A 25279-nucleotide genomic window follows, 5' to 3' on the forward strand; every position below is an offset into this window, starting at 1 on the left:
CCGATGCCACCTGAACGGCACCCGATCGTGCTCTGCGCCGACGATTACGGCCTCAGCCCGGGGGTGAGCCGCGGGATCCTCGCCCTCGCCCGGGCGGGACGGATCTCCGCCACCGGCTCCATGACGAACCTGCCGGCCTTCCGCCCGGAGGCCGCGCGCCTGCGCGAATGGGACGGACGGATCGGGCTCGGCCTGCACCTCACGCTGACGGCGGGCGCGCCGCTCGGGCCGATGCCGCGGCTCGCCCCCGCCGGCCGCCTGCCGCCGCTCGGGCGCCTGATGCGCCTGTTGCTCGCGGGCGCGCTCGACCGGGACGAGGTGCGGGCCGAGATCGAGCGCCAGCTCGACGCCTTCGCGCAGGCCCTTGGCCGGGCGCCGGATTTTTTGGACGGGCACCAGCACGTGCACGTGCTGCCGGGGGTGCGGGGCGCGGTTCTGGCCGCGCTCGCCGCCCGCGGTCTCGCCGGGCGGGTCTGGCTGCGCGATCCGGGCGACCGCCTGCCCGCGATCCTGGCCCGGCCGGCCTCGCCGAAGGCGCTCCTCGTGCGGAGTCTGGCCGCGGGCTTTCGGGCCGCGGCGGCCCAGGCAGGTTTTTCCACCAACCGCGGCTTCTCGGGTTTTTCGGATTTCGGGCCGGGGGAGGGGTTTGCGGCGGCGTTCGAGCGGGCCTTCGCGGCCCTCGGGCCCGCCCCGCTGGTGATGTGCCACCCCGGCCACGTGGACGAGGAGCTGCGCGCCCTCGACCCCGTCGTGGCGAGCCGGCCGGCGGAACTCGCCTATCTCGCCTCGGACCGCTTCGCGGCCTTGCTGGACCGAAAGGGCCTGCGGCTGGTGCCCGGGCCGGAGTGACCGGCGCGGGGTCCCCTTTCCCCGCACGCGGCACGGCTGTCGGGGGAACAATCCTCGACAAGGATGGCGCGGGATCCCCTCTCCCGTGCGGGAGAGGGGTAGGGGTGAGGGTCCCGGGAGGGTGTAGCAAGAGGGCAGGACGCTGCCGCTACCAACACAACGGTTGGCGTTCGAACCGCGCCCGTTCCGCTCCCCTCACCACGCCCTGTGTTTCACTGCGGCTCTCTCCCGGGACCCTCACCCCTGCCCCTCTCCCGCACGGGAGAGGGGTTCCCCGCGCCATCGATTTTTCCCGGACAGCCATGCGCACGCGGGGAGAGGAGAACGTGCACGAACCGAAGTGTGAATCCGCAAGCCCGGGTGGGAGAGGGGTTCCCGCGCTTCAGAAAGGTCCGCGCCGCGCTCGAGCCCCTACGCGATCGCCTCGCCGTACATCTTCTCGACGTGCTCCCAGTTCACAAGGTTCTCGATGAACGCCTTGAGGTAGTCGGGACGGCGGTTGCGGTAGTCGATGTAGTAGGAGTGCTCCCAGACGTCGACGCCGAGGATCGGCTTGGCGCCGTGCACCAGCGGATTTTCGCCGTTGGGGGTCTTCATGATCTCGAGCTTGCCGTTCTTGACGGCGAGCCAGGCCCAACCCGAGCCGAACTGCGACACGCCCGCCTGGATGAAGTCCTGCTTGAACTTGTCGGTGCCGCCCAGGTCTTCGGCGATCTTCTTCTCCAGGGCGCCCGGGATGGCACCGCCGCCGTTCGGCTTCATCCACTGCCAGAAATGGATGTGGTTGTAGTGCTGGCCGGCGTTGTTGAAGAGCGGCTGGTTCTGGCCGTAGGAGGCCTTCACCACCTCCTCGACGCTCTTGCCCGCCAGTTCCGAGCCTTCGAGGAGCTTGTTGCCGGTGTCGACGTAGGCCTTGTGGTGCTTGTCGTGGTGAAACTCGAGGGTCTCCTTCGACATGTAGGGCTGCAGCGCGTCGTAGGCGTAGGGCAGTTCGGGCAGCGTGAAGGCCATCGGGATTCTCCGGCTCGAAAGGCGAGGGACCGGCGGGCGGCGGAGGGGCCGCGGCACACGGTGTCGCGGCTTACGTAAGTCGGCAGCCTGGGTCCGGCAACGTGTCCGGGCCAGGTGACGGGCCACGTGACGGGCCAGGTGACGGGCCAGGTGACGGAGCCTGCCCGTCGGTGCGGTTTTGCAAAACCCGCCGGGCGGCTTAATCTAGGCCGTAAGCGGCCGGTGTCGCAGGTGATCGAGAGTCGAATGGTCGTTGCGTTGTACGCCCTCGCCCTGCTGATGGTCGTCGGCGGGTTGGCATCCGTCGTCCAGGGCATTCCCTACGTGCGCCTGGAGATCGGCTGGACGATGGTGATCGCCGGGACGGTGGCGGCGAGCGGCGGATCGGTGCTGCTCGGACTCGCGGCCGTCGTGGCGCGCCTGCAGCGCATGGAGCGCCTGATGGGGCAGGGCGCGGCCCTGTCCGCCCCGACCCGCAGCCTGCCGCCGCTGCCCCCGGTTCCGGCGCCCGAGCCGACGCCCTCGCCGGTCGCCTCCGCCCTCGGGCAGGCGGGCGTCGCCGGAGCCGCCGCGCTCGCCGCCACGGACCTGCGCCCGAGCCGGACGGCGCCGGAGGTGGCGGCGCCCGAGCTGCGCCTGACCCGCGCGGAGCCCGACGAGGCTACGCGAGAGGAGCCCAGGCCCGCGGAGTCGAAGCCCGCGGAGCCCGAGCCCATCCCGGCGGAGCCGGAACCCATTCCGGAGCCGGAGGCCGCACGGGCGACCGAACCCGAGCTCGAAGCCACGGTCGCGGAGACCGCGCCGCCCGCCGAACCGGAGCCGCCCGCGGCCCCCGAACCGCCGAGCATCGTCGGCACCTACGCGTCGGGCGGCAACACCTACGTGATGTACTCGGACGGCACGATCGACGCCGACACGCCCGGCGGGAAATTCCACTTCCACTCGCTCGACGAGCTGAAGGTGTTCATCGCCGAGGGCGGGGAGGCGGGAGGGGGGGCCCGGTCGGGGACGGCCTGAGCGCGGCGCGTCAGAGCGCGGCCAGCGGGTTCAGCGCCGCGTTCCGCTTCGGGAGCGGGGCCAGCATCGTCAGGCGCAGCCCGTCGGCGGCGTAGTCGGTGGCGACCGTCGCCTGGACCTGGGTCGAGAGCACCCGCTGGAGCAGGCGCGAGCCAAAACCCTGCCGGGTCGGCGGCGTGACGGCCGGCCCGCCCGATTCCCGCCATTCGAAGCGCAGGACCGTCCGGTCGCCCTCCGGCTCCAGGCTCCAGCGCACCTGCACCCGGCCGCTGCGGCCCGACAGCGCCCCGTATTTGGCGGCATTGGTGGTGAGTTCGTGGATCGCCATGCCGATCGGCACCGCGATCTCGGAGGCAAGGTCCACCGCCGGCCCCTCGAGGGTGATGCGCCCGTCCGCCTCCGGCGTCATGGCGCCGTCCGCGTAGGGCTTCAGCTCGTTCTCCAGGAGGCCGCGCAACGAGGCGGTCTGCCAGACATCCTCGGTGAGCACGCTGTGGGTGTGGGCGAGCGACATGATGCGCCCGACGAAGGCCTCGTAGAAGCTGTCGATGCTCGACGCAGTGCGGGCCGTGGAGCCGACGATCGCCTGCACGGTGGCGAGCGTATTCTTCACCCGGTGGTGCAGCTCGCGGATCAGCAGCGTCTGGCGCTCCTCGGCGAGGCGCCGGTCGGTGATGTCGGCCAGCACGCCGATCAGGCGGCGCGGCAGGCCGCCCGGCGTGTCGCGCTCGAAGCGCCCCGCCATCTCGATCGTCCGCCACGCCCCGTCGCTCGCCCGGCGCACGCGGCCGGTGGCGTGCAGCACGCCCTCGCCACGCAGGGCCGCCGAGACCGCCTTGCGAAAGGGCGCCCGGTCCTCCGGGTGCATCACATCGCGAAAAAACTCGGTCATGCTGATGGTGCCGTCCTGCGGGCGGCGGCCGAAGATCTCCCACATGCGCTCGTTCTCCCAGAGCGCCTGGTCGTCGAGGAGATGCCACTCGAAGATGCCCAGAGCCGCCACCGAGGTGGCGACCCGCAGCCGCTGCTCGCGGTCGTAGAGGGCGCGCCGGGCCTCCTCGCGGGCGGTGACGTCCTGCACCACGCCGATCATGCCCAGCAGCGCCCCGTCCGGCCCGAGCGTCGCGCGGCCGCGGGCGGAGATCCACAGGGCCTGCCCGTCGCGCGGGCGGCTGTAGCGGAACTCGATCGCGTAGGCGCGCCCCTGGGTGACGGCGTCCTGCACGACCGCGCGGGCCCGTTCGACGTCGTCGCGGTGAAGGAGGTCCTGAAGCGTCTCCCAGGTCACCGAGGGGCCGGGGGCCAGCCCGAGGATCTCGGCGGCCCGCTCCGACAGCGTGACCTGCCGGCTCGCCGCGTTCCAGCTCCAGTCGCCAAGCCCGGCGGAGGCGAGGGCGAGGCGGGTCTGCTCGGCGCGGGCCGCCGCGCGGCCGTCCTCGGCCGACTCGACGACCAGCACGCGGCGCCCGTCGCGCTCCGAGACCCGCACCCGCAGCCACGCGGTGCCCTGGTCGAGGCGGCGCCAGCATTGGTCGGCGGCCTCGTCCGGCGCGCCCGCGCCCGCCTCGGCGTCCCGCATCTCCGCCAGCGGCCGGCCGAGAAGGTCGGCGGGCGCGGCGCCGAGCAGGGCGCAGAGATGCGGGTTGACGGCGGCGAAGCGGTCCTCGGCGCCCGCCAGAACCGCGAGGCCGACGGGCGCTGCCTCGAAGGCGAGGCGGGCGAGCGCGTCGTCCGGGCGGTCCGTCCCGGCCGCGTCCGGCCGAGGGTCGGGCTGATCGTCGGGCCTGTGATCCAAGGCATGCCCCACTGGTCTTCGAGCCGGTGCCGGCGCCAGCCGTGTCGGCGTGAGCCGGCCAGAACGGAACGCGGGGTCGCGCGTTGGGTCTGCGCGCCGGGCCGATGGCCGTGCGGGCGGACCGCTCCCCCTGCCGCTTCGCCCCGGTTGTCCCGCCCGGTTCACCCACCCAAGGCCCCGGGGGCTCGCCCCCCGCGGCTTGGCCGTCCGAGGATGATGACCCTCATGGAACTCAGCGACAAGGCTCTCTCGGTCTTCGCGTTCGCAGCCTATCACCAACTGGAGAGCGGGCAGAAGGTGTCGCGCGTGGTGCGCCGAGACGGGGCCGGGCATCAGGCCGACCCCGAGGCGGTGGCCGAACTGGAGCAGGCCGGCCTGATCGAGGCGACGGCGGACGCGCTCGTGCTGCGCCCCGAGGCGGAGGCGATGGTCGAGAAGGGCATCGCGGCCCTGCGCGGCGCACTCGCGGGTTCGTGATGCAGATGGTCGAGGGGGCGGGAGATCCGGGTGGCCGGCGCGGTTCGATCGTCTCGGCGTCGGATCAAGCACTTGGCGAAACCGCGGCCCGGACCGGGCGTCCTTCCGGGCTCACAGGCCCCCGGCGCGCTCAGCCCTCGCGGCGAAAGCCCAGGTAGGTCGGCCGGCGCCCCTGCGCCACGGCCTTCGCCTCGTAGCGCGTGCCCGGCCAGTCCGGCCAGGGCGCGGTCCAGTCGCGGGCGCGCGCGGCGGTCCAGCGCAGGCCGGGGCAGCGCGCGGCGCGCACCAGCGTCCAACCGGCGTAATCGTCGATGTCGCTGGCGAAGCGGAACTCGCCTCCCGGAGCGAGGACGCGGGCGATCTCGGCCAGGCTCTCGTCGGAGACGAAGCGGCGCTTGCGCTGGCGGCGCTTCGGCCAGGGATCGGGGTAGAGCAGGTACACGCGGGCGAGGCTGGCCGCGGGCAGGCGCACCAGCACTTCGAGGGCGTCCCGGTCCCAGAGGCGGACATTGGCGAGCGCGTGGTCGTCCACCGCGCGCAGGAGCTTGGCGACGCCGTTCACGAAGGGCTCGCAGCCGATGATCCCGACATCCGGATGGGCGCGGGCCTGCGCGGCGAGGTGCTCGCCGCCCCCGAAGCCGATCTCCAGCCACACGGCCGAGACGGGATGCGGGAAGAGGGCGGGCGGGTCGAGGGGGCCGGCGGCGGGCAGGCGCAGCCGCGGCAGGAGGGCGGCGACGCGCTCCTCCTGGCCGGCCCGCAGGCGCTTGCCCTTGCGCCGGCCGTAGAAGGCGCGGCCCCGCTCGGGGGCCGCATCGTGATCGTCGTCGGTCATCGTGTCCCAGGGGTCGAGGGAGCGAGCCCCTTACCCCTGGGCGGCGGATCAGGCCAGGGCCGAGCGCAGCTGGCCGACGAGGTCGGTGCGCTCCCAGGAGAAGCCGCCGTCGGCATCCGGCTCGCGGCCGAAATGGCCGTAGGCCGCGGTGCGCGCGTAGATCGGCTTGTTGAGGGCGAGATGCGTGCGGATGCCGCGGGGCGACAGATCGAGGATCTGGCCGAGCACGGCCTCGAGCTTCGCCTCGTCCACCTCGCCGGTGCCGTGCAGGTCGACGTAGATCGACAGGGGCTTGGCGACGCCGATCGCGTAGGCGAGCTGGATCGTCGCGCGCCGGGCGAGGCCCGCCGCCACGACGTTCTTGGCGAGGTAGCGCGCCGCGTAGGCCGCCGACCGGTCGACCTTGGTCGGGTCCTTGCCCGAGAAGGCGCCGCCGCCGTGGGGCGCGGCCCCGCCGTAGGTGTCGACGATGATCTTGCGGCCGGTGAGGCCGCAATCGCCGTCGGGCCCGCCGATCACGAACTTGCCGGTCGGGTTGACGTGCCAGACGGTCGCGTCGGTCACCCAGGACTCGGGCAGCGCGGCGCGGATGTAGGGCTCCACGATCGCGCGCACGGCGTGCGAATCCAGGGATTCGTCGAGGTGCTGGGTCGAGAGCACGATCTGCGTCGCCTCGACCGGGCGGCCATCCGCGTAGCGCACGGTGACCTGGCTCTTGGCGTCGGGGCCGAGCGCGGCGGCCGCCCCCGCCTTGCCCTTGCGGGCGTCCGCCAGGTCCTTGAGGATCTTGTGCGCGTAGTAGATCGGCGCCGGCATCAGGGCCGGGGTCTCGTCGGTGGCGTACCCGAACATGATGCCCTGGTCGCCCGCGCCCTCGTCCTTGTTGCCGGACGCGTCCACGCCCTGCGCGATGTCGGCCGACTGGGCGTGCAGGTGGATCGCCACGTCGGCGTTCTTCCAGTGGAAGCCGTCCTGCTCGTAGCCGATGTCCTTCACGGCGGCCCGGGTGAGCTCTTCGAGATCCCGGAAGGTCACGGAATCGGGACCGCGCACCTCGCCCGCGATGACGATGCGATTGGTGGTCGCGAGGGTCTCGACGCCCAGGCGCGCCTCCGGCATCGCCGCCAGGTAGGCGTCCACCACCGTGTCGGAGATGCGGTCGCAGACCTTGTCGGGATGGCCCTCGGAGACGGACTCGCTCGTGAACAGATAGTCGGAACGTGGCATTGGCTGCTCGAACCCCCTGAGGCGGGCGCGCCGATTCGGTCGTCTGCCCGGTACCGTGGATGGGCAGGGTTCTGGCAGCCGGACTACCGGCGGTCAACCCGAAGAACCGGAGGAGTTCTCTTTATCGAACGATGCCGTGGCGTTCAGGGCACGGTCGAGCGCGCCGACGAGGACGGCGAGGCGCTGCCGGTCGTCCGGCGGCAGGTGGGTGTCGGCGGCGCGCGCGACATCCCGGGCGAAGCGCGTCGCCGCCGCCTCGGCGAGGGGCGCTTGAGGCCGCTCGGCGAACCCGGGCGACCGCGCGCCCTCTGCCGGCAGGTCGTCGAAGAAGTGCCCGATCGGCACGCCGAACACCTGGGCGATGCGGTCGAGGTCCGTCGCGCTGACCCGGTTGATCCCCTTCTCGTACTTGTCGAGCTGCGAGGCCGAGAGGCCGAGCCGCTCCGCCAGGGACCGGCGCGACATCCTGGCCAGCGTGCGCAGGCGCTCGATGCACTGGCCGATATGCGCGTCGCGCGCGTCGGCAGGTTTGCCGGCCATGAGGGCTCGCAGGCGCTGGTCGCGGCGCCCCGCGCCGCGGCATGAAAGGGAGACGCCGGATTGTTGACCCCCGAAGCTTGCGATCGTGTAAACGCCCGGCGTTCGGACGAACGCGCCCGGCGTTCGGACGAACGCGCACCACCGCGCGGGCGCGCCGGCGGGCTTGACGCCGCCGGGCAGGCGGCGGATGCCGGACCGGTGCCCGCCGGAGGCGGACGGTAGCGAGGCAGGACCAGGGCGAACGCGATGCAGGTCTTCCGTGACGATTGGGCCACCCTCTTCCTGCGTGCCGTCGTCTCGCTGTTCGTCGGCCTGCCCGTCGGCGGGATCCTCTACGCGCTCGCCTGGGTGGTGATGGCCTACGCGGCGGGCGATCCCGCCACCGAGCATCCCTGGGCGCTAGCCTTCCGGGCGCTCGGCACCGCCATCGGCTACGTGTTCATGGGCGGCTTCGCCTGGACGGCGACCGAGGGCTACCGCAGCCTGCACGGCTACTACGCGGTCGGCGTGATCCTCGCCTTCGTGGTGATGAGCCGGCCGTGGCGGCGCGAGGCCCAGGCGCCCTGGCCGCGCGCCTCCTGAGACGCGCGGACCGTCGCGTCAGGCGGCCGGGAGCACGGCCAGATCGCCGAGCGACGCGCTCTCGACGCGATTCCGCCCGTTGCGCTTGGCCGCGTAGAGGGCGACGTCGGCGGCCTTGAGGAGCTGGCCGGTCCCGCCCTCGCGGACCACCGCGGCCCCGCAGGCCGCCGCCACCCCGGCGCTCACGGTCATGGGGCCGCCGTCGGGCAGCCCGGCATGGGGGATCTCCGCCGCCGCGATCGCCCGGCGCGCGGCCTCCGCCACGGCGAAGCCCTCGCCGTGCGACGCCCGCGGCAACAGGAGCGCGAATTCCTCGCCGCCGTAGCGGGCCGCGAGCCCGCCCGCGGCCTCGGCCACCTCGCGCAGCAGGGCGGCGGCCCGCGTCAGGCAGCGGTCGCCCTCGGCATGGCCGGCGGTGTCGTTGAGGCGCTTGAAGTGGTCGATGTCGATGAGGATGACGGCGACCGAGGTGCGGTGCAGGCAGGCTTCCGCCCAGGCCGCGGCGAGGCGCTCGACGAAGAGGCGCCGGTTGGCAACGCCCGTGAGCGCATCGGTCTGCGAGAGCGCGGTGAGCCGGCGGTTGGCCAGGGCCAGTTCCTCCGCCTGGGCCCGCGCGCGCAGCCCGATCAGGAAGCGCAGCTTGGCCTCCCACTCGCGCGAATAGCTGAGCTTGATCGGCACGAGGGTCAGGCTCGCCACGAGCAGAGGCACGCCGTTGCTCGTCGGCCTGGCGAGCCCCAGCCCCGCCACGCCGGCGACGTAGAGCGCGAAGGACAGGCCGCAGAACCACAGGCTGTGCCGGAACGGCAGCGGGGCGATCAGGCCGACGACCAGGGGGATGAGCGTCGCGAGGATGAGATAGGTGTCGACGTGCCCAGCCGGGGCGAGGCGCGCGCTGTTGAGCACGACCGCCATGTCCACCAGCGCGGTCACCAGCGCGGCGAGCGTCATGCGCAGGGGGGAGGGACGGCCGCGCAGGGACAGGATCGCGGCGAGCGCCACCGGCACGAAGACGCCGAGCGTCAGCGCCACCGGCACGATCACCCGCTCGGCCCCGAAGGCGTCGAAGTCGGCCTTGAGCGACAGGATGTTGAAGAGGATGAAGACCGCGAGCCAGGACTGCACGAAGCGGCCGCTCTCCGGCGCGGTCTCCGCGTGGTAGCGCGCCTCCAGGTCGCCGGGCAGCCGCAACCGATACCGGGGGCGGCTCAGGCCGCGATCGATCAGCGACTGCATGCGGGCTCGCGACGGCGCTCGGGGTCAGCGCCACCCTAGACCTGCAGCCTCGCCCAAAGGTTAAGCCCTTGGCTTCAACACCACCTTACGCCGCGTTGCTGTGGCGCCAGGGCCGCTCCTCGCCAGCGTAACGCCCGCGCGGACGCTCCCGGCGGCGCCGGTGCGCCAGCAGGAGGCCGGCAAGCAGCGTGGCGCCGCTGCCGCCGAGGAGGGCGGCGAGAAGGGCGTAGCCGAAGCCGTGGAGCATCGTGAGCACGGCCGCGGCCGTGCCGCCGCCGATCGCTGCGAGCGCGAGAAAGATCATGACGCGACGCCTTCACGGTCCTCTGGCCGCCCGGGATTGACGAGCGGAGTATTCGGCCGGTTGCGGGCCGGATTGCGGCGGGACGGACGCCGCGGCGCGGAATGATGACGGCCACTTCGTGACCGTCGCGCCGCACGACCCGCGTGGTCGCGGATCCCCGCTAGGGACTCCGCGACGCTCCGTCATGACGCAACATCCTTAAGGATCTGCCAAGCGGTCGCCGCGCGATGCGGCCTGCGCGCCGCCCGGCTCGCGCGCGGACCCGGCCGCGTCAGGCGGCCGCGCGCTCGTGGTCCGTCATGTCCTCTTCGAGGCAGCGCCTCACCCACCGCTGGGCGTCCTCGGCGGTGTCGAACATCCGCGATCCCCCCCGCGCGCACGGGCCGAAGCCCGCCTCGACGAACCAGCGGCCCGCGAACTCGTCGGTCACCGAATGGCGCAGGTGTGAGATGACGGCGACGAGCGATCCGTCGTGGAACAGCAGCAGGCCGTCCTCCTGACCGCTCTCGGTGGTGATGCGGGTGGCTTGCGAATCAATCGGGGAGATCATGAATCCCGGGTATTAGGAATGCCAAGCTTGCGCCTTAGCAAATGCTAACCTGCGTCCCGGCCCCGGGTGCAGGTCCGGCGGCCCGCGTACGACGATCGGGCGGGAGGCGCCGCCTGCGGCCGAAGGTCCATCCGGCGAAGGCCGGCGATCGAAGTGGCGTCCCCGGCAGGGCTCGAACCTGCGACCCCAGGTTTCATCCCACTTCGGCTTTCGCCGCCGCCGGCCGGCGTTCGTGGGCTGGACTATCCCTTCACCGTAGGCACGCGGCCCTTAGGTGCCGCCCGTCTAGTCTCTACACCTTCCCGGCCTGTCGGCCGGGCTTGGCTCGGGATCGGCGTGACGCGGGATCGACGCTTTCCCCGACTTTGAGCGGATCCGCCGCGCGGTTTCCCGGCGCGACGCCCAATTTGCGGTTTAGGAAACCTGTGCTCTGTCCAGCTGAGCTACGGAGACTCACGGCGGGGTCTTAGCATCTCGGGCGGGCCGCGCCAACCGGTGGAGGGGAGGGGATGCGGGCGGCGCTGTGGGGCGCGGTCGCCGCGGCGCTGGCGTGGCCGGCGGCCGGCCAGGAGGCAGGGGCCGGGTCGGGGGCGAGGTCGGGGGTGGAGGCGGGCGGCTGCCGCCACCGGATCGCCCGCGCCGACCGCCTCGCGGCCGTGGCGCCCACGGGCGACCTCGTGCTGGCGTCCGGCCGCACCGCCCGCCTCGACGGCGTGCGCCTGCCCGACGATCCGGTGCTGCGGGCGGCGGCGCGGGACCGGCTCGCCGCCGCCCGCGGCCGGGATCTCGCCACCCGCGAGGAGCCGGCGGCGGACCGCTGGGGCCGGATCGTGCTCGACGCCGCGGCCGAGGAGGGGGAGCCGGCGGACCTCGCGGGCAGCCTCTTGGCGGCGGGTCTCGCCCTGGTCGATGCGGGCGAATCGGATACGCTGTGCCGGCCGGGCCTGCTCGCCGTGGAGGCCGCCGCGCGGGCGGCCCGGCGGGGCGTCTGGGCGGAGGGTCTGCCGGTGCCGGCCGGGGAGACGGCCCGCCTCGCGGGCCTCCACGGACGGTTCGTCGTCGCCGAGGGGCGGGTGGTGAGTGTCGGGGAGCGGCGCAGCCGCACCTACCTCAACTTCGCCCGGTTCGGCGAGGAAGGTCTGACGGTCACGGTGTCGAAACGCACTTGGCGGATCATGCTCGAACGTGGTTTGACGGCGGCTGCGCTTCGGGGACGGCGCGTGCGGGCTCGCGGCTTCGTCGAGCTCTGGCGCGGCCCGACCCTCGACGTGAGCGCGGCCGAGATGATCGAGATGCTGGACGAGGAGCGCGCGCTGCGGCGCTGATCGCGATGGACGGGTCCCTCACCAGAACCCTGGCGGCCGTGCTGGCGGCCGGCCTGATCGTGGCGGCGGCGGGCTGCGCCGGCGACCAGACCGGCGCGATCTCGCCCGTCGCCGTGACGGTGCCGCCGGAGGCGCCGCGCACCACCGGCCGCGAGCGCGGCGGCTCGGACGCCGACCACGCCAAGCTCGTCGCCTCGTTCGGCGGCGAGTACCGGTCGCCCACGGCCCTCAGGATGGTGAGCGAGGTCACGGACCGCCTCGTGCGGGCGACCGAGCGGCCCGACGAGACCTACGCGGTGACGCTGCTCGATTCGCCCGCCGTGAACGCCTTCGCGCTGCCGAACGGGCGGCTCTACGTGACGCGCGGCCTCCTGGCGCTCGCGAGCGACACCTCCGAACTCGCCGCGGTCCTGGCCCACGAGATCGCCCACGTCACGCTGCGCCACGCGAGCGCCCGCACCGAGATGGCCCTGCGCTCGGAACTGGTGAGCAAGGTGGTGGCCGACGTGCTCAACGACCCGGCCACGGGTGCGCTGCTCCAGGACCAGTCCCGCTTCGTGCTGGCGCGCTTTTCGCGCTCGCAGGAGTTCGAGGCCGATCAGGCCGGCGTGCGCACGCTGTCGCGGGCGGGCTACGACCCGTTCGGCGCCGCGCGCTTCCTCACCGGCCTCAACCGGACGATGGCGCTGAAGGCTGGCAGCGGGCTCACCACCGAGGCGGACCTCCTCGCCACCCATCCGAGCACGCCTGAGCGCATCACCCAGGTGACGCAGGCGGCCCGCCGCATCGGCGCCCCCGGCCTCGGCGCGGACGACCGCGCGCGCTACCTCGCGGCCATCGACGGCATCGCCTACGGCGACAACCCGGCGGACGGGATCGTGCGCGGGCGGCGCTTCCTGCATCCGCGCCTCGGCGTCGCGTTCGAGGCGCCGGACGGTTTCGCCCTGGAGAACACCGCCCGGGCCGTGCTCGGCACCACGCCGGAGGGCGGGCGGCGCCTGCTGTTCGATGCGGTCGAGACCAACGCCGGCCAGGGCCTGGAGGACGTGCTCAAGGCGACCTGGAACGACGCGATCGACACCGGCAGCTTCCAGACCCGGATGGTCAACGGCTTCCCGGCCGTCACCGCGGTCTCGAAGGGCAAGGAATGGTTCTTCCGGCTCGCGGCCGTGCGGGTCGGCACCAACACCTTCCGGATGATCATGGCGGCCAAGGGCGCGGCCGATCCCGAGCCGGCCTTCGAGCGTTGGCTGGCGAGCGTCGGCGCGGTCGGCCCGGACGATGCCCGGCGGCTGCGGCCCACCCGCATCCAGATCGTCACCGCCGCGCCCGGCGAGAGCGTGGAGACGATGGCCCGGCGCATGATGGTGGGCGACCGGGAGACCGAGCGCTTCCTCGTCCTGAACGGCCTCGACCGCGGGGCGGTCCTGCGGCCCGGGCAGCCCTACAAGATCGTGGTGGAGTAGAGGCGGCGCCGGTCTTCGCCGCCTCGCCGCGTGACGCGCGGGGAACCCTTCTCCCGTGCGGGAGAAGGGCAGGGATGAGGGTCCCGGGAGGGGGCAGCAAGAGGGCAGGACGCTGCCCGCTACCAGCACTGAGGTTGGCGGCTGATGCTGAACCGTTCCGCTCCCCTCACCACGCACCGCGCTTCACTGCGGCAGCCTCCCGGGACCCTCACGCGGAATCTTCGATCCCTACCCCTCTCCCGCACGGGAGAGGGGATCCCGCGCTCCTCGATCAACGGAGAGCTGAGGCCCTGCAGGCGCCCCCAATGGTGCCGTCGCTCCCTACGCCGCCTCGCGGGAGAGCTTGATGCTCTCGCGCTGGATCAGGTCGCGGTAGAAGCCGTCGAGGTGGGTGAGGCGGTCGGGCGAGCCGTCCTGGATCACCGTGCCGCCGTCCAGCACCACGATCCGGTCGAAGTCCTTGAGGGTCGAGAGCCGGTGCGCGATGGCGATGACGGTGCGGCCCTGCATCAGGTTGCCGAGCGCCTCGCGGATCGCCTCCTCCGACTCGGTGTCGAGGGCGGAGGTCGCCTCGTCGAGGAGCAGGATCGGCGAATCCTTCAGGATGGCGCGGGCCACCGCGATGCGCTGGCGCTGGCCGCCCGAGAGCTTCACGCCGCGGTCGCCCACGATCGTGTCGAAGCCCTGCGGCAGGTCGTTGATGAAGTCGGTGCAGCGCGCCGCCGCCGCCGCCGCCCAGACCTCGTCGTCCGTGGCATCGGGGCGCCCGTAGCGGATGTTTTCGCGCAGGGAGCGGTGGAACAGGGAAATGTCCTGCGGCACCACCGTGATCGCCTCGCGCAGGGATTCCTGGGTCACGCGGCCGATATCCTGGCCGTCGATCAGGATGCGCCCGTTCTGCGGGTCGTAGAAGCGCTGCAGCAGGGTGAACAGCGTGGACTTGCCGCCGCCCGAGCGGCCGACGAGGCCGACCCGCTGGCCGGGCTCGATGGTGAGGTTGAAGTCCGTGAACACCTCGCGGCCGTCCGGATAGTTGAAGGCGACGTGCTCGAAATCGAGGCGCGCGCCCTCGCCCACCAGGGGCTTGGCCTCCGGGTGGTCGCGCAGGTCGTGCGGCTGGAGGAGCGTGGTCAGCGCCTCCGAGAGCCGGGCGGTGTGCTGCGTGACGTCGACGAGGGCCACCGCGAGGTCGCGGGTGGCGGCCAGGATGGTGATGCCGAGCGTGCAGACCAGCACCACCTGGCCGGCGGTGGCGGCGTTCACCTCCCACATCCGCACCGCCCAGTAGAGCAGCCCGAGCACCGCCACCACCGTGATGACCGCGTGCATGATGCGCAGCTTCTCGAGGTAGAGCAGGCTGCGGCGGCGCGCCGTCATCTCGGTGCCGATGGTGCTGTCGAAGCGCACGTACTCGCGCTTGAAGGCCGAGAAGGCGCGCACGAGCGGCATGTTGCTGACGAGATCGACCATCTCGCCGTCGACCGAGGCGGCCTTCTCGGCGAAGTCGTGGTGGAGCGGCTTGCCGGCGGCGGCGATGCGGAACATCAGCACCACCACGCCGCCGCAGATCACCAGGAGCCCGAGCGCCATCGGGATGCTCACCGCGCCGACGTACAGGATCGCCCCGAATGCCGCCGCGCAGGGCGGCATCACGTTCCAGACGAACATGTTCTCGGCGGTGAAGATCGCGTTCGAGGTCGCCGTGATGCGGCTCGCCAGCGTGCCGGGCTGCCGGTCGGCGAAGTAGGAGGGCGAGTGGCCGGTGAGGTGCTTGAACAGATCGCGGCGGATGTCGCCCGTGACCGACACGAAGGTGAAGCTCGCGATCAGGCTGGCCACGCGCCACAGCATGTTGTCGGCGGCGATGAAGACGACGAGGATCGTCAGCGCCGTCCAGATCTCGCCGCTCTGCGGCCCCTTGCCCAGCGCGTCCACGACCCCCTTGAGGCCGTATTGCGTGCTGACCGAGCAGGCCACGGCCCCCAGCACCGCCACGACGATCGCGGCGTGGGGAACCGCACGGCGGCGGATGTAGCGGGCGACGAAGGCCCACGGCCGGTGAGCGTACGCGCAGAGGTCATCCATCGTGCTGATCGATCCCGGTTCTTCGCGTGCGGTTGCTCGCCGGTCGGCGGGCAGGACCCGCCCGAACTCGCAACGCGCAAGCGTCGCCTTATGTTGCAGGCAAAAGACGTCGGTCGCTCGCTTTATACGCGTCCCACATGAACGGGAGTTGAGCGGGCCTGCCGCGATGCGGCAGACGCGTGCGGTGCGAAAGCCGGCTTGAGGGCCTTTCGCTCAGCGGCCGTGCGTGCGGCGCGTCTCCGGCATGAGCAGCAGGAGGGCCAGGAATGCGAGCCCCGCAACGGCCGCAAGGCCCACGAAGGCGGCGTGGGTGCCGAAGCGGTCGGCCATGAAGCCGGACAGGGTCGTGCTGATGGCCGCCCCGATGCCCATCGCGGTGCCGACCGCACCGAGCGCGAGGTTGAAGCGGCCGGTCCCGCGGGTGGCGTCGGCCACCACCAGCGGCACCATCACGCCGATCACCGCCGCCGAGATGCCGTCGAGGATCTGGATGACCACGAGGAGTTCCGGCTCGTCCGTGAAGGCGAAGAGCAGCCCGCGCAGGGGCAGGGCGGCGAAGCCGAGGAGCAGAAGGGGGCGGCGGCCGTAGGTCTGCGCCGCCCGGCCGACCGCGGGCGCGATCAGCGCCAGCACCACCTGCGGGGCCATGATGCAGGCGGCGATCAGGATCGTGGCGGTCTGGCTCGTGCGCATGGTGAGCACGCTGCCCACGAGCGGCAGCATCGCCGCGTTGGCGACGTAGAACAGCAGGATGCAGAACGAGAAGCAGAGCAGCGCCCGGTTGGTGAGGACGAGCCGCAGGCTCGCCCAGCCGGAGAGCGGGGAGGCGCTTCCCTCGCGCGCCTGCGGGCGCACCACGTCGATCTCGTTCGCCCGGATGAACCAGAGCGCGGCGAGCGTCGGCGCCACGAGGGCGGCCGTCACGTAGAACACGGCGGCGTTCGACAGGTAGTAGCCGCAGGCGCCCATGCCGGCCGCCGCGAGCGCGTTGCCGATGGAGGAGAAGCGCGCGTTGCGCCCGAGCCGCTCGCCCAGCCGGTCGTGGCCGACGAGGCCGATGCTGATCGCCGCGATGGCCGGGGTGAGCGTGCAGCTCGCCAGCGAGTGGGCCGCCATCGCCAGGGCGACGATCAGGAAGGTCGGCCACACGGCGAGGCCGACCGCGCTCGCCCCGATGATCGCGACCGACAGCCCGGCGACGAACCGCTTCGAGCCCACCCAGTCGACGAAGGCGCCGCCCGGCACCTGCCCCAGCAGGCTGAACAGCCCCCCGATGGTGAGCACGAGGCCGATATCGGCCTGGGTCCAGCTGTGGGCGGTGAAATGGACCGCCACGAACGGCCCGAACCCGGTCTGCAGGTTGGCGACGAAGAACGTGAAGGCGTCGAGCCCCCGGCTGCTCGTCGCCGACGGCTCCGGCTTCTCGCGCCGCCGGCCCGGCTGCGCCGCGCCGGCGGCCGGCCGGCCCTGGTCGCGCAGCACATCGGCCCGCGGATCGTAGCGGGGCGACTCGCGGTGGGCCGGAGGCCGTCGTTGCGTCTGGCGGGCAGGCGTCATTTGTCCGGCGGATTGCGCGCGACGGCCTGCTCGGGGTCGGGCGCCGGCGAGGCCGGCCCCAGCACCACGATCGGGTCGCCGGGCTTGTATTCGGGCGAAACCCGCACTTGGTTTCGGGTGAGCTGGAGGACGGCCCGGCCGGGCTTGTTGTCCGCCGAGAAATGCAGCGCCCGCCAGTCGACCGCGATCTTGCGCGAGCCGACGCCGAGGAAGCCGCCGAAATCGATGATCGCGGCCCGCGGACGCCCCTCCCGATCGACCACGATGTCGATGATCCGCCCCATATCCTCGCCGGCCGCGCTGCGCACGGGCTTGCCGATCACGCTGTCGTAATCCTGGGTGTCGAGGACGGTCGCGGGCGTGCCGGGCGCCTTGGGCGGCTGCGCCGGAACGGGCTGGGCCGTCGGGGTCGCGGCCGGAGGCGGCGCGACGGGCGCGGTGGCGGCCGGGGGCGCTGCGGACGGCGCCTGGGCGGCCGGCGGCGCTTGATTGGCAGGATTGGCCGGCGGAGCCTGGGCGGCGGGCGGCGGGGTCGGCGCGGGCTGGGCCGCCGGGGGCGCGGCCTCGGGCGGTCTCGCCTCCTGGGGCGGCGGGGGCGCGGGCGGTGCCGCCGTGTCCTGCGCCGCGGCCGTCACGGCCGACAGGGTCGCGAGCGCAGCGATGGCCGTCCGCAGGGTCCTCAGCACGTCCGCCTCTCGTCGTAAGGTCACGCCGGTCGCTCCGCCAACCGCGGCCGTCCGCACGGGTTCCAATCGGGATTCCGGGGCAGGGCGCCCTGGTCCCGGATGCCGGAGGAACGCGGCGAAGTTGTGGGAGCAGGCCCGCAGGGCGCGCCGGGAAACGGGGGCGCCGCGGGTGGGCCGTCGAAGAGGCATCGTCACTCGTCTCCCGGGCCGGCGGGGGCCGGCCCGCATCGGGTCGTCGCTCGGGGCGCCGACGGGCGGCGCACGCCTCAGAGTGCGGCCCCCCCGGAGACCTGTCCAGGCGGGAGCCGCGGGAATCCGCGGCGCGCGCCCACCAAGGCCTGGATTGCCCTCTCGTCCGCTGGTTTCGCGGGGCGGCCTCGGCTACATCGCGCGCAGCCCCGGGAGTGCCCTACCGATGTCCGCGTCATCCCTCCGCCTCGGCGTCAACATCGACCACATCGCCACCCTCCGGAACGCCCGCGGGGGCGTGATGCCGGATCCCCTGCGCGCGGCCCACGCGGCCGTGGCGGCGGGGGCCGACGGCATCACCGCCCACCTGCGCGAGGACCGCCGCCACATCCGCGACGTCGACGTCGAGCGCCTCAAGCAGGAGATCGACCGCCCGCTGAACCTGGAGATGGCCACCACCGACGAGATGATCGCCATCGCGGTGCGCCTGAAGCCCCACGCCGCCTGCCTCGTGCCGGAGCGGCGCGAGGAGCGCACCACCGAGGGCGGCCTCGACATCGTCGGCGCACGCGAGACGGTCGGTCCGGCCATCGCGCGCCTGAGCGAGGCCGGCATCCGGGTCTCGCTCTTCGTCGAGCCGGACGTGCACATCATGGATGCGGCCCGGCAGCTCGGCGCGCCGGTGGTCGAACTGCATACCGGCCGCTACTGCGAGGCGGTGGCGGCGGGCGAGGCCGAGGAGGCGCGGCGCGAACTCGCCCGCATCGCCCGGGCCGCCGCGCATGGCAGCGCGCTCGGGCTGGAGATCCACGCGGGCCACGGCCTCACCCTCGACAGCGTCCGCCCGGTGGCGGCCGTGCCGCAGATCCGCGAATTGAACATCGGCCACGCCATCGTGGCGGAGGCGGTGTTCGTCGGCCTCGGCGAGGCCGTGCGGGCGATGCGCGAGGCGATGGATGCGGCCCGGGCCGAGGCGGCCGCATGATCGTCGGCATCGGCTCGGACCTCTGCGACATCCGCCGGATCGCCCGCTCGCTTGAGCGGTTCGGCGACCGCTTCACCCACCGGGTCTTCACCGCGGGGGAGCGGGCGCGCAGCGACCGCCGGGCCGCCCGGGCGCCGTCCTACGCCCGCCGCTTCGCCGCCAAGGAGGCCTGCGCCAAGGCCCTCGGCACCGGCCTCGCGCAGGGCGTCTTCTGGCGCGACATGGAGGTGGTGAACCTGCCCGGCGGCCGCCCGACCCTGCGGCTCACCGGCGGGGCCGCCGCGCGCCTCGCCGCGCTGATCCCCGCCGGCCACCGCGCCAACGTGCACGTCTCCCTCACGGACGACCCGCCGCTCGCCCAGGCCTTCGTGGTGATCGAGGCCGTTCCCGAATGAGGCGGGCGGGCCGAACGGCACGACCGAGAAGGCCTTGACCCGGACCCGGGCCGGCCTCCGTTGCGGGAGCGCCGACGTTGGTCTAGACCCCCCGCACCGCGGATGGCTCGCCCGCGTCCCGGCGGTCGCCCAGGTGACAGGTCCAAGGTGACAGACCCCAGGCGAGATGACGGACCGCCGGAGACGTAACGCAATGGAACGCGCGCGCACGAACCAGGACCTCAAGCCGGCCAAGGAGGCCGGCCTGTGGGAGTCGATCAAGGAGACCGTGAAGGTCGGCCTCCAGGCGCTGCTGATCGCGCTCGTCGTGCGCACCCTGCTGTTCCAGCCCTTCAACATCCCGTCGGGCTCGCTGGTGCCGACCCTGCTGATCGGCGACTACCTCTTCGTGTCGAAGTACTCCTACGGCTACTCCAAGTACTCGCTGCCCTTGAGCGAGTACCTGCCCTTCGAGGCCAAGGGCCGGATCTGGGGCGCGGAGCCGAAGCGCGGCGACATCGCGGTGTTCAAGCTGCCCAAGGACAACGCCACCGACTACATCAAGCGGGTGATCGGGCTGCCGGGCGACCGGATCCAGATGATCAACGGCACGCTGACGATCAACGGCAAGACGGTGAAGCGCGAGCAGATCGCCGACTACGCCACCTCTGACGCCTTCGGCCAGCCGATCCTGGTGCCGCAATTCATCGAGACCCTGCCGGGCGGCGTCTCCCACCGGATCATCGAGCGCGACGGCGACCGCGGCATGTGGGACAACACCCAGGTCTACACGGTGCCGCCGAACCACTTCTTCATGATGGGCGACAACCGCGACAATTCGACGGATTCGCGCGACCTCGGCAGCGTCGGCTACGTGCCCTTCGAGAATTTCGTCGGGCGGGCCGAGGTGATCTTCTTCTCGATCGACGAGGGCGCCTCCGCGTGGCAGATCTGGAACTGGCCCTGGACGGTGCGCTGGAGCCGCCTGTTCAACCCGATCCACTGAGGACGGCCGTGGGGGCCGCCGACGCGACCGAGCCGGCGGCGAGCGCGCCCGCGGCAGGCGAGCTCAAGCCCGCGGGCGGGCGCGGCAAGCGCCGGCGCGAGCGGCCCGACCTCGCGGCCCTCCAGGAGCGGATCGGCCATGCCTTCCGCGATCCCGGCCTGCTGCAGCGGGCGCTCACGCATGTCAGCGCGGGGAGCGGGCTCGAGAGCTACCAGCGCCTCGAATTCCTCGGCGACCGCGTGCTCGGGCTGGCGGTGGCGGACGGCCTTTTTGCGGCGCTGCCCGGCGCCGACGAGGGCGACCTGTCGCGGCGCCTCTCCGGCCTCGTGCGCCGCGAGAGCTGCGCGGCGGTCGCCACCGCCTGGGACGTCGGCCCGCACCTCAAGCTCGGCAGCGGCGAGGTGCACGGGGGCGGGCGGCGCAACGCCGCGATCCTGGCCGATGTCTGCGAGGCGATCCTCGGAGCGATCTTCCTCGATGCCGGCTACGAGGCCGCCAAGGCGGTGATCGACCGCGCCTTCGCGGCCGGGAACGAGACCGAGGGCACGCGGACCCGCGACCCGAAATCCGCGTTGCAGGAATGGGCGCAGGGGCTCGGCCTGCCGACGCCGACCTACGCGGTGGTGGAGCGCGCCGGCCCCGACCACGCGCCGATCTTTCACATCGAGGCGCGGGTCGTCGGCGTCGCGCCGGGGCTCGGCATCGGCGGCTCGAAGCGCCTCGCCGAACAGGAGGCGGCGCGCCTGATCCTCGTGCGCGAGGGCGTGTGGCGCCAGGAGGAGGGCGCCGCGGGCGCCGGATGAGAGATGGCCGAGGATACCCCTGAGACCCGCGCGGGCTTCGTCGCCCTGATCGGGGTGCCGAATGCCGGCAAGTCGACCCTCCTCAACAGCCTCGTCGGCTCCAAGGTCTCGATCGTCTCGCGCAAGGTGCAGACGACCCGGGCGCTGGTGCGCGGCATCGCCATCGAGGGCCAGGCCCAGATCGTGTTCGTGGACACGCCCGGCATCTTCGCGCCCAAGCGCCGGCTCGACCGGGCGATGGTGACCTCGGCCTGGAGCGGGGCGGCGGATGCGGACGCGGTCTGCCTGCTGGTCGATGCCCGCAAGGGCGTGGACGAGGAGGTGGAGGCGGTGCTGGGAAAACTCCCCGACCTGCGCCGGCCCAAGATCCTGGTGCTCAACAAGATCGACGTGATCGCCCGCGAGCGCCTGCTCGACCTCGCCGCCTCGCTCAACGCTCGGGTGCCCTTCGACCACACCTTCATGATCTCGGCGCTCACCGGCGACGGCGTGCCCGACCTGCGGCGCGCGCTCGCCGCCCTGATGCCGCCCGGCCCCTGGCTCTACCCGGAGGATCAGGTCTCGGACGCGCCGCTGCGCATGCTCGCGGCCGAGATCACCCGCGAAAAGATCTACGACCGGCTGCACGAGGAACTGCCCTATTCCTCGACCGTCGAGACCGACCAGTGGCAGGTGCGGCCGGACGGGTCGGTGCGCATCGAGCAGACGATCTTCGTCGAGCGCGAGAGCCAGCGGAAGATCGTGCTCGGCAAGGGCGGCCAGACCATCAAGGCGATCGGGCAGGCGGCGCGGGTCGACATCGCCGAGGCGGCCGAGGCGCCGGTGCACCTCTTCCTGTACGTGAAGGTGCGCGAGAACTGGGCCGACGACCCGGAGCGCTACCGGGAGATGGGCCTGGACTTCCCGCGCGGCTGAGCCTCCGTCACGGCCGCCGGACCGGCGGCGGAGCGGAAAAAACCCCGCTCACTCGCAGACGCGGACCCGCTCGACGTAGACCTCGCCGTAGGCGTCGACGACCCGGCGGCGCGCCCAGTAGCAATCCTCCGCCACCACCGGGCGCGGGGCCGCATGGGCCGCGGTCGCCAGCGCACCGAGCGCGAGGCCGCCGGCCACCGCCGCGCCGACGCCCCAGCCGGGCACGCCGCAGGGATGGAACTTGCAGTAGGGACCGGCCACGGCTCCGGTCGAGGCGGTGAGGCCGGCGCCGAGCACGACGGCGGAAGCGGCCATGAGAGCGGTCTTGCGGAGGGAGACGAAGGACATCGGCGGATCCTCGGGGAGGGTGCGGGGAGCACCGCGGGGAGGGACATCGCCGGACCGCTCCGGCGATGTCGCGACCATGCTCCGGGCCGCTGCCCGGATCCGTGCGCGGCGGCACGCGCGCGGGCTGCTGCCCCGCTTGGCCGCGTGTGCCGGCGCACTATCTCGATGGGGCCGGGACGACCCGGCCGGAGAACCGCACGCGGGGACGGCCCTGCCTCTCACAGGGTCCCCGTCATGGCTTGGCTCTACCTCCTCGTCGCCGGCTTGTTCGAAATCGGCTGGGCGATCGGCCTCAAGTACACCGAGGGCTTCACGCGCCTCGTGCCCTCGCTCCTCACCGTCGCGAGCATGATCGTCAGCCTCTGGCTGCTCGGCCTCGCCCTCAAGACGCTGCCGGTCGGCACCGGCTACGCGGTCTGGACCGGCGTCGGCACGGTGGGCACGGCGATCCTCGGCATCGTGCTGCTCGGCGAGCCGGCGACGCTCCTGCGCCTGCTCTGCATCGGGCTGATCGTGGCGGGCATCCTCGGGCTCAAGTTCGCCGCCTGAGGCGGAGCGGCCGCGCGTTTGTGCGCGGCCGCATCCCGCGCTAGAGCGGTGCGGCCATGTCGCACAACAGCTTCGGCCATCTCTTCCGCGTCACCACCTTCGGCGAGAGCCACGGCCCGGCCCTCGGCTGCGTGGTCGACGGCTGTCCGCCGCTGATCCCGCTGGAGGCCGCCGAGATCCAGGCCGAGCTGGACCGGCGCCGGCCGGGCCAGTCGCGCTTCACGACGCAGCGCCAGGAGCCCGACGCGGTGCGCATCCTCTCGGGCGTCTTCGCGGACGACCGCACGGGCGGGCGCCAGCTCACCACCGGCACGCCGATCGCGCTGATGATCGAGAACGTCGACCAGCGCTCGAAGGATTACTCGGAGATCCGCGACAGCTACCGGCCCGGCCACGCCGACTTCACCTACGAGGCCAAGTACGGCATCCGCGACTACCGCGGCGGCGGGCGCTCCTCCGCCCGCGAGACCGCGGCCCGGGTGGCGGCGGGCGCCATCGCCCGCAAGGTCCTGCCCGGCCTCACCATCCGGGGCGCCCTGGTGCAGCTCGGCCCCCACCGGATCGACCGCGCCCGCTTCGACTGGGACGAGGTCGGCCGCAACCCGTTCTTCTGCCCGGACCCGGTGGCGGCGGCCGAGTGGGCCGGCATCCTCGATGCGGTGCGCAAGGACGGCTCGTCGCTCGGCGCCGTGATCGAGGTGGTGGCCGAGGGCGTGCCGGCGGGCCTCGGCGCCCCGATCTACGGCAAGCTCGACAGCGATCTCGCGAGCGCCATGATGTCGATCAACGCCGTGAAGGGCGTGGAGATCGGCGACGGCTTCGCGGCGGCCTGCCTGCGCGGCGAGGAGAACGCCGACGAGATGCGCCCCGGCAATGGCGGCGCGCCGCACTTCCTCGCAAACCACGCGGGCGGCATCCTGGGGGGCATCTCCAGCGGCCAGCCGGTGGTCTGCCGCTTCGCCGTGAAGCCCACCTCGTCGATCCTCACGCCCCGGGCCAGCGTCACCCGCGACAACCGCGCCACCGACGTGGTGACGAAGGGCCGCCACGATCCCTGTGTCGGCATCCGCGCGGTGCCGGTGGGCGAGGCGATGATGGCCTGCGTGCTTGCCGACCATTTCCTCCGCCATCGCGGGCAGGTGGGCGGCGCGGCCTTTCAGCCGGACTGAATTTTTGGGAGAATTCAGTTTCGCCGAAACCGCCGCGGGTCTATGACGGCGGGGTGAAACTCGGCGACTGGCTCCGGCGGCAGGGCGTGTCCCGCCTCGACTTCGCGCGGCGCTGCGGCCTGTCGCCCGCGGCGGTGACGGGCCTGTGCAACAATCCCGCGCCCTGGCTGACCCGCGAGACCGCAGCGCTCGTCGCCCGCGAGACGGGCGGCGCCGTGACCCCGAACGACTTCCTGGGCCTCGCGCCCCCGCGGCAGGAGATGTCCGTGCCCCACGCTTCCGTCCTCGAGACCATCGAGGCCTTCGCCCGCGGCGAGATCGTCGTCGTCACGGACGACGACGACCGCGAGAACGAGGGCGACCTCGTCGTCGCGGCCTCCCTCTGCACGCCGGAGAAGATGGCCTTCATCATCCGCAACACCTGCGGCATCGTCTGCGCGCCGGTGACGGCCGCGGAGGCGCGGCGCCTGCGGCTCGAACCGATGGTGGCCTCGAACGACGCGCCGCTCGGCACCGCCTTCACGGTCACGGTGGACGTCAAGCACGGGCTCACCACCGGCATCTCGGCCGAGCAGCGCTGCAACACCGTGCGGGCGCTCGCCAACGGCAACATGGGCGCGGCGGATTTCGTGCGCCCCGGCCACGTCTTCCCGCTCATCGCCCGCGACGGCGGCGTGCTGATGCGCTCCGGGCACACGGAGGCGGCGGTGGATCTCTGCCGGCTCGCCAAGCTGCCGCCCGTGGGAGTGATCTGCGAACTCGCCAACGACGACGGCACGGTGATGAAGGGGCCGCAGATCGCGGCCTTCGCGCAGACGCACGGGCTGCGCCAGATCTCGGTGGCCGATCTCATCGCCTACCGGCAGGCGCGCGAGAAGCTGGTGGAGCGCGTCGGCACCTTCCCGGTGAGGACCGCGTGGGGAGACCTGACCGGCTACGCCTACACCACGCCGTTCGAGCCGATGCAGCAATTCGCCTTCGTGCACGGGCGCATCGGCGACGGGCGCGACGTGCTGGTGCGCCTGCACCGCTCCAACGTGGTGGCGGACGTGATCGAGGGCGGCCACGCCATCGGCTGCGTGATGCGCCGCTTCGCGCAGGAGGGCCGGGGCGTGCTGGTCTACCTGCGCGACGGCACCGCGGGCGTGCCGCTCACCGCCTTCCCGGACGAGCAGGGCGACGGCGCCGAGGCCGCCCGGGTGCGCCAGTGGCGCGAGATCGGGCTGGGCGCCCAGATCCTGCGCGATCTCGGCGTGGTCTCGATCCGCAACCTCGCCACCGCCTCGCGCTCCTATGTCGGCCTCTCGGGCTTCGGGATCGAACTGGTGGGCGACGAGCCGCTGGAGAGCGAGGGGATGCCGCGTCCCCCGTCGGCAACGCCGGATTAAGGTGCCTGCGG

Annotated in this window: 26 protein-coding genes; 14 read left to right on the plus strand and 12 right to left on the minus strand. The window is 72.9% G+C overall.

Annotated features, from left to right (window positions below; genetic code table 11):
- Positions 1–3: 3 nt before the first annotated feature.
- Complete coding sequence (locus tag ACKUB9_RS04210; protein WP_407519829.1) at positions 4–849, plus strand: ChbG/HpnK family deacetylase; 846 nt, start codon at positions 4–6, stop codon at positions 847–849.
- 411 nt (positions 850–1260) lie between these two features.
- On the opposite strand, the gene ACKUB9_RS04215 is transcribed toward ACKUB9_RS04210, so the two are convergent.
- Entirely contained in the window at positions 1261–1860 is a 600-nt protein-coding gene (locus tag ACKUB9_RS04215) for a superoxide dismutase (protein ID WP_407519830.1), read from the minus strand.
- A 246-nt stretch (positions 1861–2106) separates the two neighbouring features.
- On the opposite strand from ACKUB9_RS04215, the gene ACKUB9_RS04220 reads away from it, so the two are divergent.
- Complete coding sequence (locus ACKUB9_RS04220; protein WP_407519831.1) at positions 2107–2877, plus strand: hypothetical protein; 771 nt, start codon at positions 2107–2109, stop codon at positions 2875–2877.
- Positions 2878–2887: 10 nt separating this feature from the next.
- Here ACKUB9_RS04220 and ACKUB9_RS04225 read toward each other — a convergent pair whose 3' ends face one another.
- Complete coding sequence (locus tag ACKUB9_RS04225) at positions 2888–4672, minus strand: sensor histidine kinase (RefSeq protein WP_407519832.1); 1785 nt, start codon at positions 4670–4672, stop codon at positions 2888–2890.
- A 225-nt stretch (positions 4673–4897) separates the two neighbouring features.
- On the opposite strand from ACKUB9_RS04225, the gene ACKUB9_RS04230 reads away from it, so the two are divergent.
- Positions 4898–5149, plus strand: a complete 252-nt coding sequence (locus ACKUB9_RS04230; protein WP_407519833.1) for a hypothetical protein — start codon at positions 4898–4900, stop codon at positions 5147–5149.
- A gap of 130 nt (positions 5150–5279) precedes the next feature.
- Here the strand turns inward: ACKUB9_RS04230 and trmB are convergent, their stop codons facing one another.
- The 3 genes from trmB to ACKUB9_RS04245 form a co-directional block, all read right to left on the minus strand.
- On the minus strand, positions 5280–5984 hold the full coding sequence (gene trmB, locus ACKUB9_RS04235; protein WP_407519835.1) for a tRNA (guanine(46)-N(7))-methyltransferase TrmB: 705 nt from the start codon (positions 5982–5984) through the stop codon (positions 5280–5282).
- Positions 5985–6032: 48 nt separating this feature from the next.
- Complete coding sequence (gene metK / locus ACKUB9_RS04240; protein ID WP_407519836.1) at positions 6033–7211, minus strand: methionine adenosyltransferase; 1179 nt, start codon at positions 7209–7211, stop codon at positions 6033–6035.
- A gap of 93 nt (positions 7212–7304) precedes the next feature.
- Positions 7305–7751, minus strand: coding sequence for a helix-turn-helix domain-containing protein (locus tag ACKUB9_RS04245; RefSeq protein ID WP_407519837.1), 447 nt, complete (start codon positions 7749–7751; stop codon positions 7305–7307).
- Positions 7752–7997: 246 nt separating this feature from the next.
- Between ACKUB9_RS04245 and ACKUB9_RS04250 the strand changes: the two genes are divergently transcribed.
- Positions 7998–8333 carry a hypothetical protein gene (locus ACKUB9_RS04250; RefSeq protein ID WP_407519838.1) on the plus strand — a complete coding sequence of 112 codons (336 nt, stop codon included), beginning with the start codon at positions 7998–8000 and terminating at the stop codon, positions 8331–8333.
- An 18-nt stretch (positions 8334–8351) separates the two neighbouring features.
- Here the strand turns inward: ACKUB9_RS04250 and ACKUB9_RS04255 are convergent, their stop codons facing one another.
- From ACKUB9_RS04255 to ACKUB9_RS04265, 3 genes are all read right to left on the minus strand, one after another.
- Complete coding sequence (locus ACKUB9_RS04255) at positions 8352–9569, minus strand: GGDEF domain-containing protein (RefSeq protein WP_407519839.1); 1218 nt, start codon at positions 9567–9569, stop codon at positions 8352–8354.
- An 85-nt stretch (positions 9570–9654) separates the two neighbouring features.
- Positions 9655–9873 (minus strand): hypothetical protein, encoded by a 219-nt coding sequence (locus ACKUB9_RS04260; protein ID WP_407519840.1) that lies wholly within the window; start codon positions 9871–9873, stop codon positions 9655–9657.
- Between the two features lie 271 nt (positions 9874–10144).
- Complete coding sequence (locus tag ACKUB9_RS04265; RefSeq protein WP_407519841.1) at positions 10145–10423, minus strand: hypothetical protein; 279 nt, start codon at positions 10421–10423, stop codon at positions 10145–10147.
- Positions 10424–10932: 509 nt separating this feature from the next.
- Between ACKUB9_RS04265 and ACKUB9_RS04270 the strand changes: the two genes are divergently transcribed.
- Both ACKUB9_RS04270 and ACKUB9_RS04275 read left to right on the plus strand, forming a co-directional pair.
- Positions 10933–11748, plus strand: a complete 816-nt coding sequence (locus ACKUB9_RS04270) for a DNA-binding protein (RefSeq protein WP_407519842.1) — start codon at positions 10933–10935, stop codon at positions 11746–11748.
- 5 nt (positions 11749–11753) lie between these two features.
- Positions 11754–13214, plus strand: a complete 1461-nt coding sequence (locus ACKUB9_RS04275) for a M48 family metalloprotease (RefSeq protein WP_407519843.1) — start codon at positions 11754–11756, stop codon at positions 13212–13214.
- Between the two features lie 321 nt (positions 13215–13535).
- Here ACKUB9_RS04275 and ACKUB9_RS04280 read toward each other — a convergent pair whose 3' ends face one another.
- From ACKUB9_RS04280 to ACKUB9_RS04290, 3 genes are all read right to left on the minus strand, one after another.
- Positions 13536–15299 (minus strand): ABC transporter ATP-binding protein, encoded by a 1764-nt coding sequence (locus ACKUB9_RS04280; RefSeq protein ID WP_407519844.1) that lies wholly within the window; start codon positions 15297–15299, stop codon positions 13536–13538.
- 213 nt (positions 15300–15512) lie between these two features.
- Complete coding sequence (locus ACKUB9_RS04285) at positions 15513–16856, minus strand: MFS transporter (protein WP_407519845.1); 1344 nt, start codon at positions 16854–16856, stop codon at positions 15513–15515.
- Positions 16853–17566, minus strand: coding sequence for a PRC-barrel domain-containing protein (locus tag ACKUB9_RS04290; RefSeq protein WP_407519846.1), 714 nt, complete (start codon positions 17564–17566; stop codon positions 16853–16855). Before ACKUB9_RS04290 ends, ACKUB9_RS04285 begins: the two co-directional genes overlap by 4 nt.
- A 391-nt stretch (positions 17567–17957) precedes the next feature.
- On the opposite strand from ACKUB9_RS04290, the gene ACKUB9_RS04295 reads away from it, so the two are divergent.
- From ACKUB9_RS04295 to era, 5 genes are all read left to right on the plus strand, one after another.
- Positions 17958–18716, plus strand: a complete 759-nt coding sequence (locus ACKUB9_RS04295) for a pyridoxine 5'-phosphate synthase (protein ID WP_407519847.1) — start codon at positions 17958–17960, stop codon at positions 18714–18716.
- Positions 18713–19111: a holo-ACP synthase gene (acpS, locus tag ACKUB9_RS04300; protein WP_407519848.1), complete on the plus strand. Its 399-nt coding sequence runs from the start codon at positions 18713–18715 to the stop codon at positions 19109–19111. The genes ACKUB9_RS04295 and acpS overlap by 4 nt, the downstream gene beginning before the upstream one ends.
- A gap of 193 nt (positions 19112–19304) precedes the next feature.
- On the plus strand, positions 19305–20096 hold the full coding sequence (gene lepB, locus ACKUB9_RS04305; protein ID WP_407519849.1) for a signal peptidase I: 792 nt from the start codon (positions 19305–19307) through the stop codon (positions 20094–20096).
- Between the two features lie 8 nt (positions 20097–20104).
- The gene (gene rnc / locus ACKUB9_RS04310; protein WP_407519850.1) at positions 20105–20899 is read left to right on the plus strand and encodes a ribonuclease III; all 795 of its coding nucleotides are present in this window, start codon (positions 20105–20107) and stop codon (positions 20897–20899) included.
- Positions 20900–20902: 3 nt separating this feature from the next.
- Entirely contained in the window at positions 20903–21814 is a 912-nt protein-coding gene (gene era, locus ACKUB9_RS04315; RefSeq protein ID WP_407519851.1) for a GTPase Era, read from the plus strand.
- Between the two features lie 48 nt (positions 21815–21862).
- Here era and ACKUB9_RS04320 read toward each other — a convergent pair whose 3' ends face one another.
- Entirely contained in the window at positions 21863–22162 is a 300-nt protein-coding gene (locus ACKUB9_RS04320; RefSeq protein ID WP_407519852.1) for a hypothetical protein, read from the minus strand.
- 234 nt (positions 22163–22396) lie between these two features.
- Between ACKUB9_RS04320 and sugE the strand changes: the two genes are divergently transcribed.
- Genes sugE through ribB form a run of 3 tightly spaced genes read left to right on the plus strand, consistent with a single transcriptional unit; the run spans position 22397 to position 25268 of the window.
- Positions 22397–22711, plus strand: a complete 315-nt coding sequence (sugE, locus tag ACKUB9_RS04325) for a quaternary ammonium compound efflux SMR transporter SugE (protein ID WP_407519853.1) — start codon at positions 22397–22399, stop codon at positions 22709–22711.
- A 56-nt stretch (positions 22712–22767) separates the two neighbouring features.
- Positions 22768–23880 carry a chorismate synthase gene (gene aroC, locus ACKUB9_RS04330; RefSeq protein WP_407519854.1) on the plus strand — a complete coding sequence of 371 codons (1113 nt, stop codon included), beginning with the start codon at positions 22768–22770 and terminating at the stop codon, positions 23878–23880.
- A 53-nt stretch (positions 23881–23933) separates the two neighbouring features.
- Positions 23934–25268 (plus strand): 3,4-dihydroxy-2-butanone-4-phosphate synthase, encoded by a 1335-nt coding sequence (gene ribB / locus ACKUB9_RS04335; RefSeq protein ID WP_407519855.1) that lies wholly within the window; start codon positions 23934–23936, stop codon positions 25266–25268.
- Positions 25269–25279 lie beyond the last annotated feature (11 nt).

The sequence above is a fragment of the Methylobacterium oryzisoli genome (assembly GCF_046557895.1).
In the GTDB taxonomy this organism is placed as follows: Bacteria; Pseudomonadota; Alphaproteobacteria; order Rhizobiales; family Beijerinckiaceae; genus Methylobacterium; species Methylobacterium oryzisoli.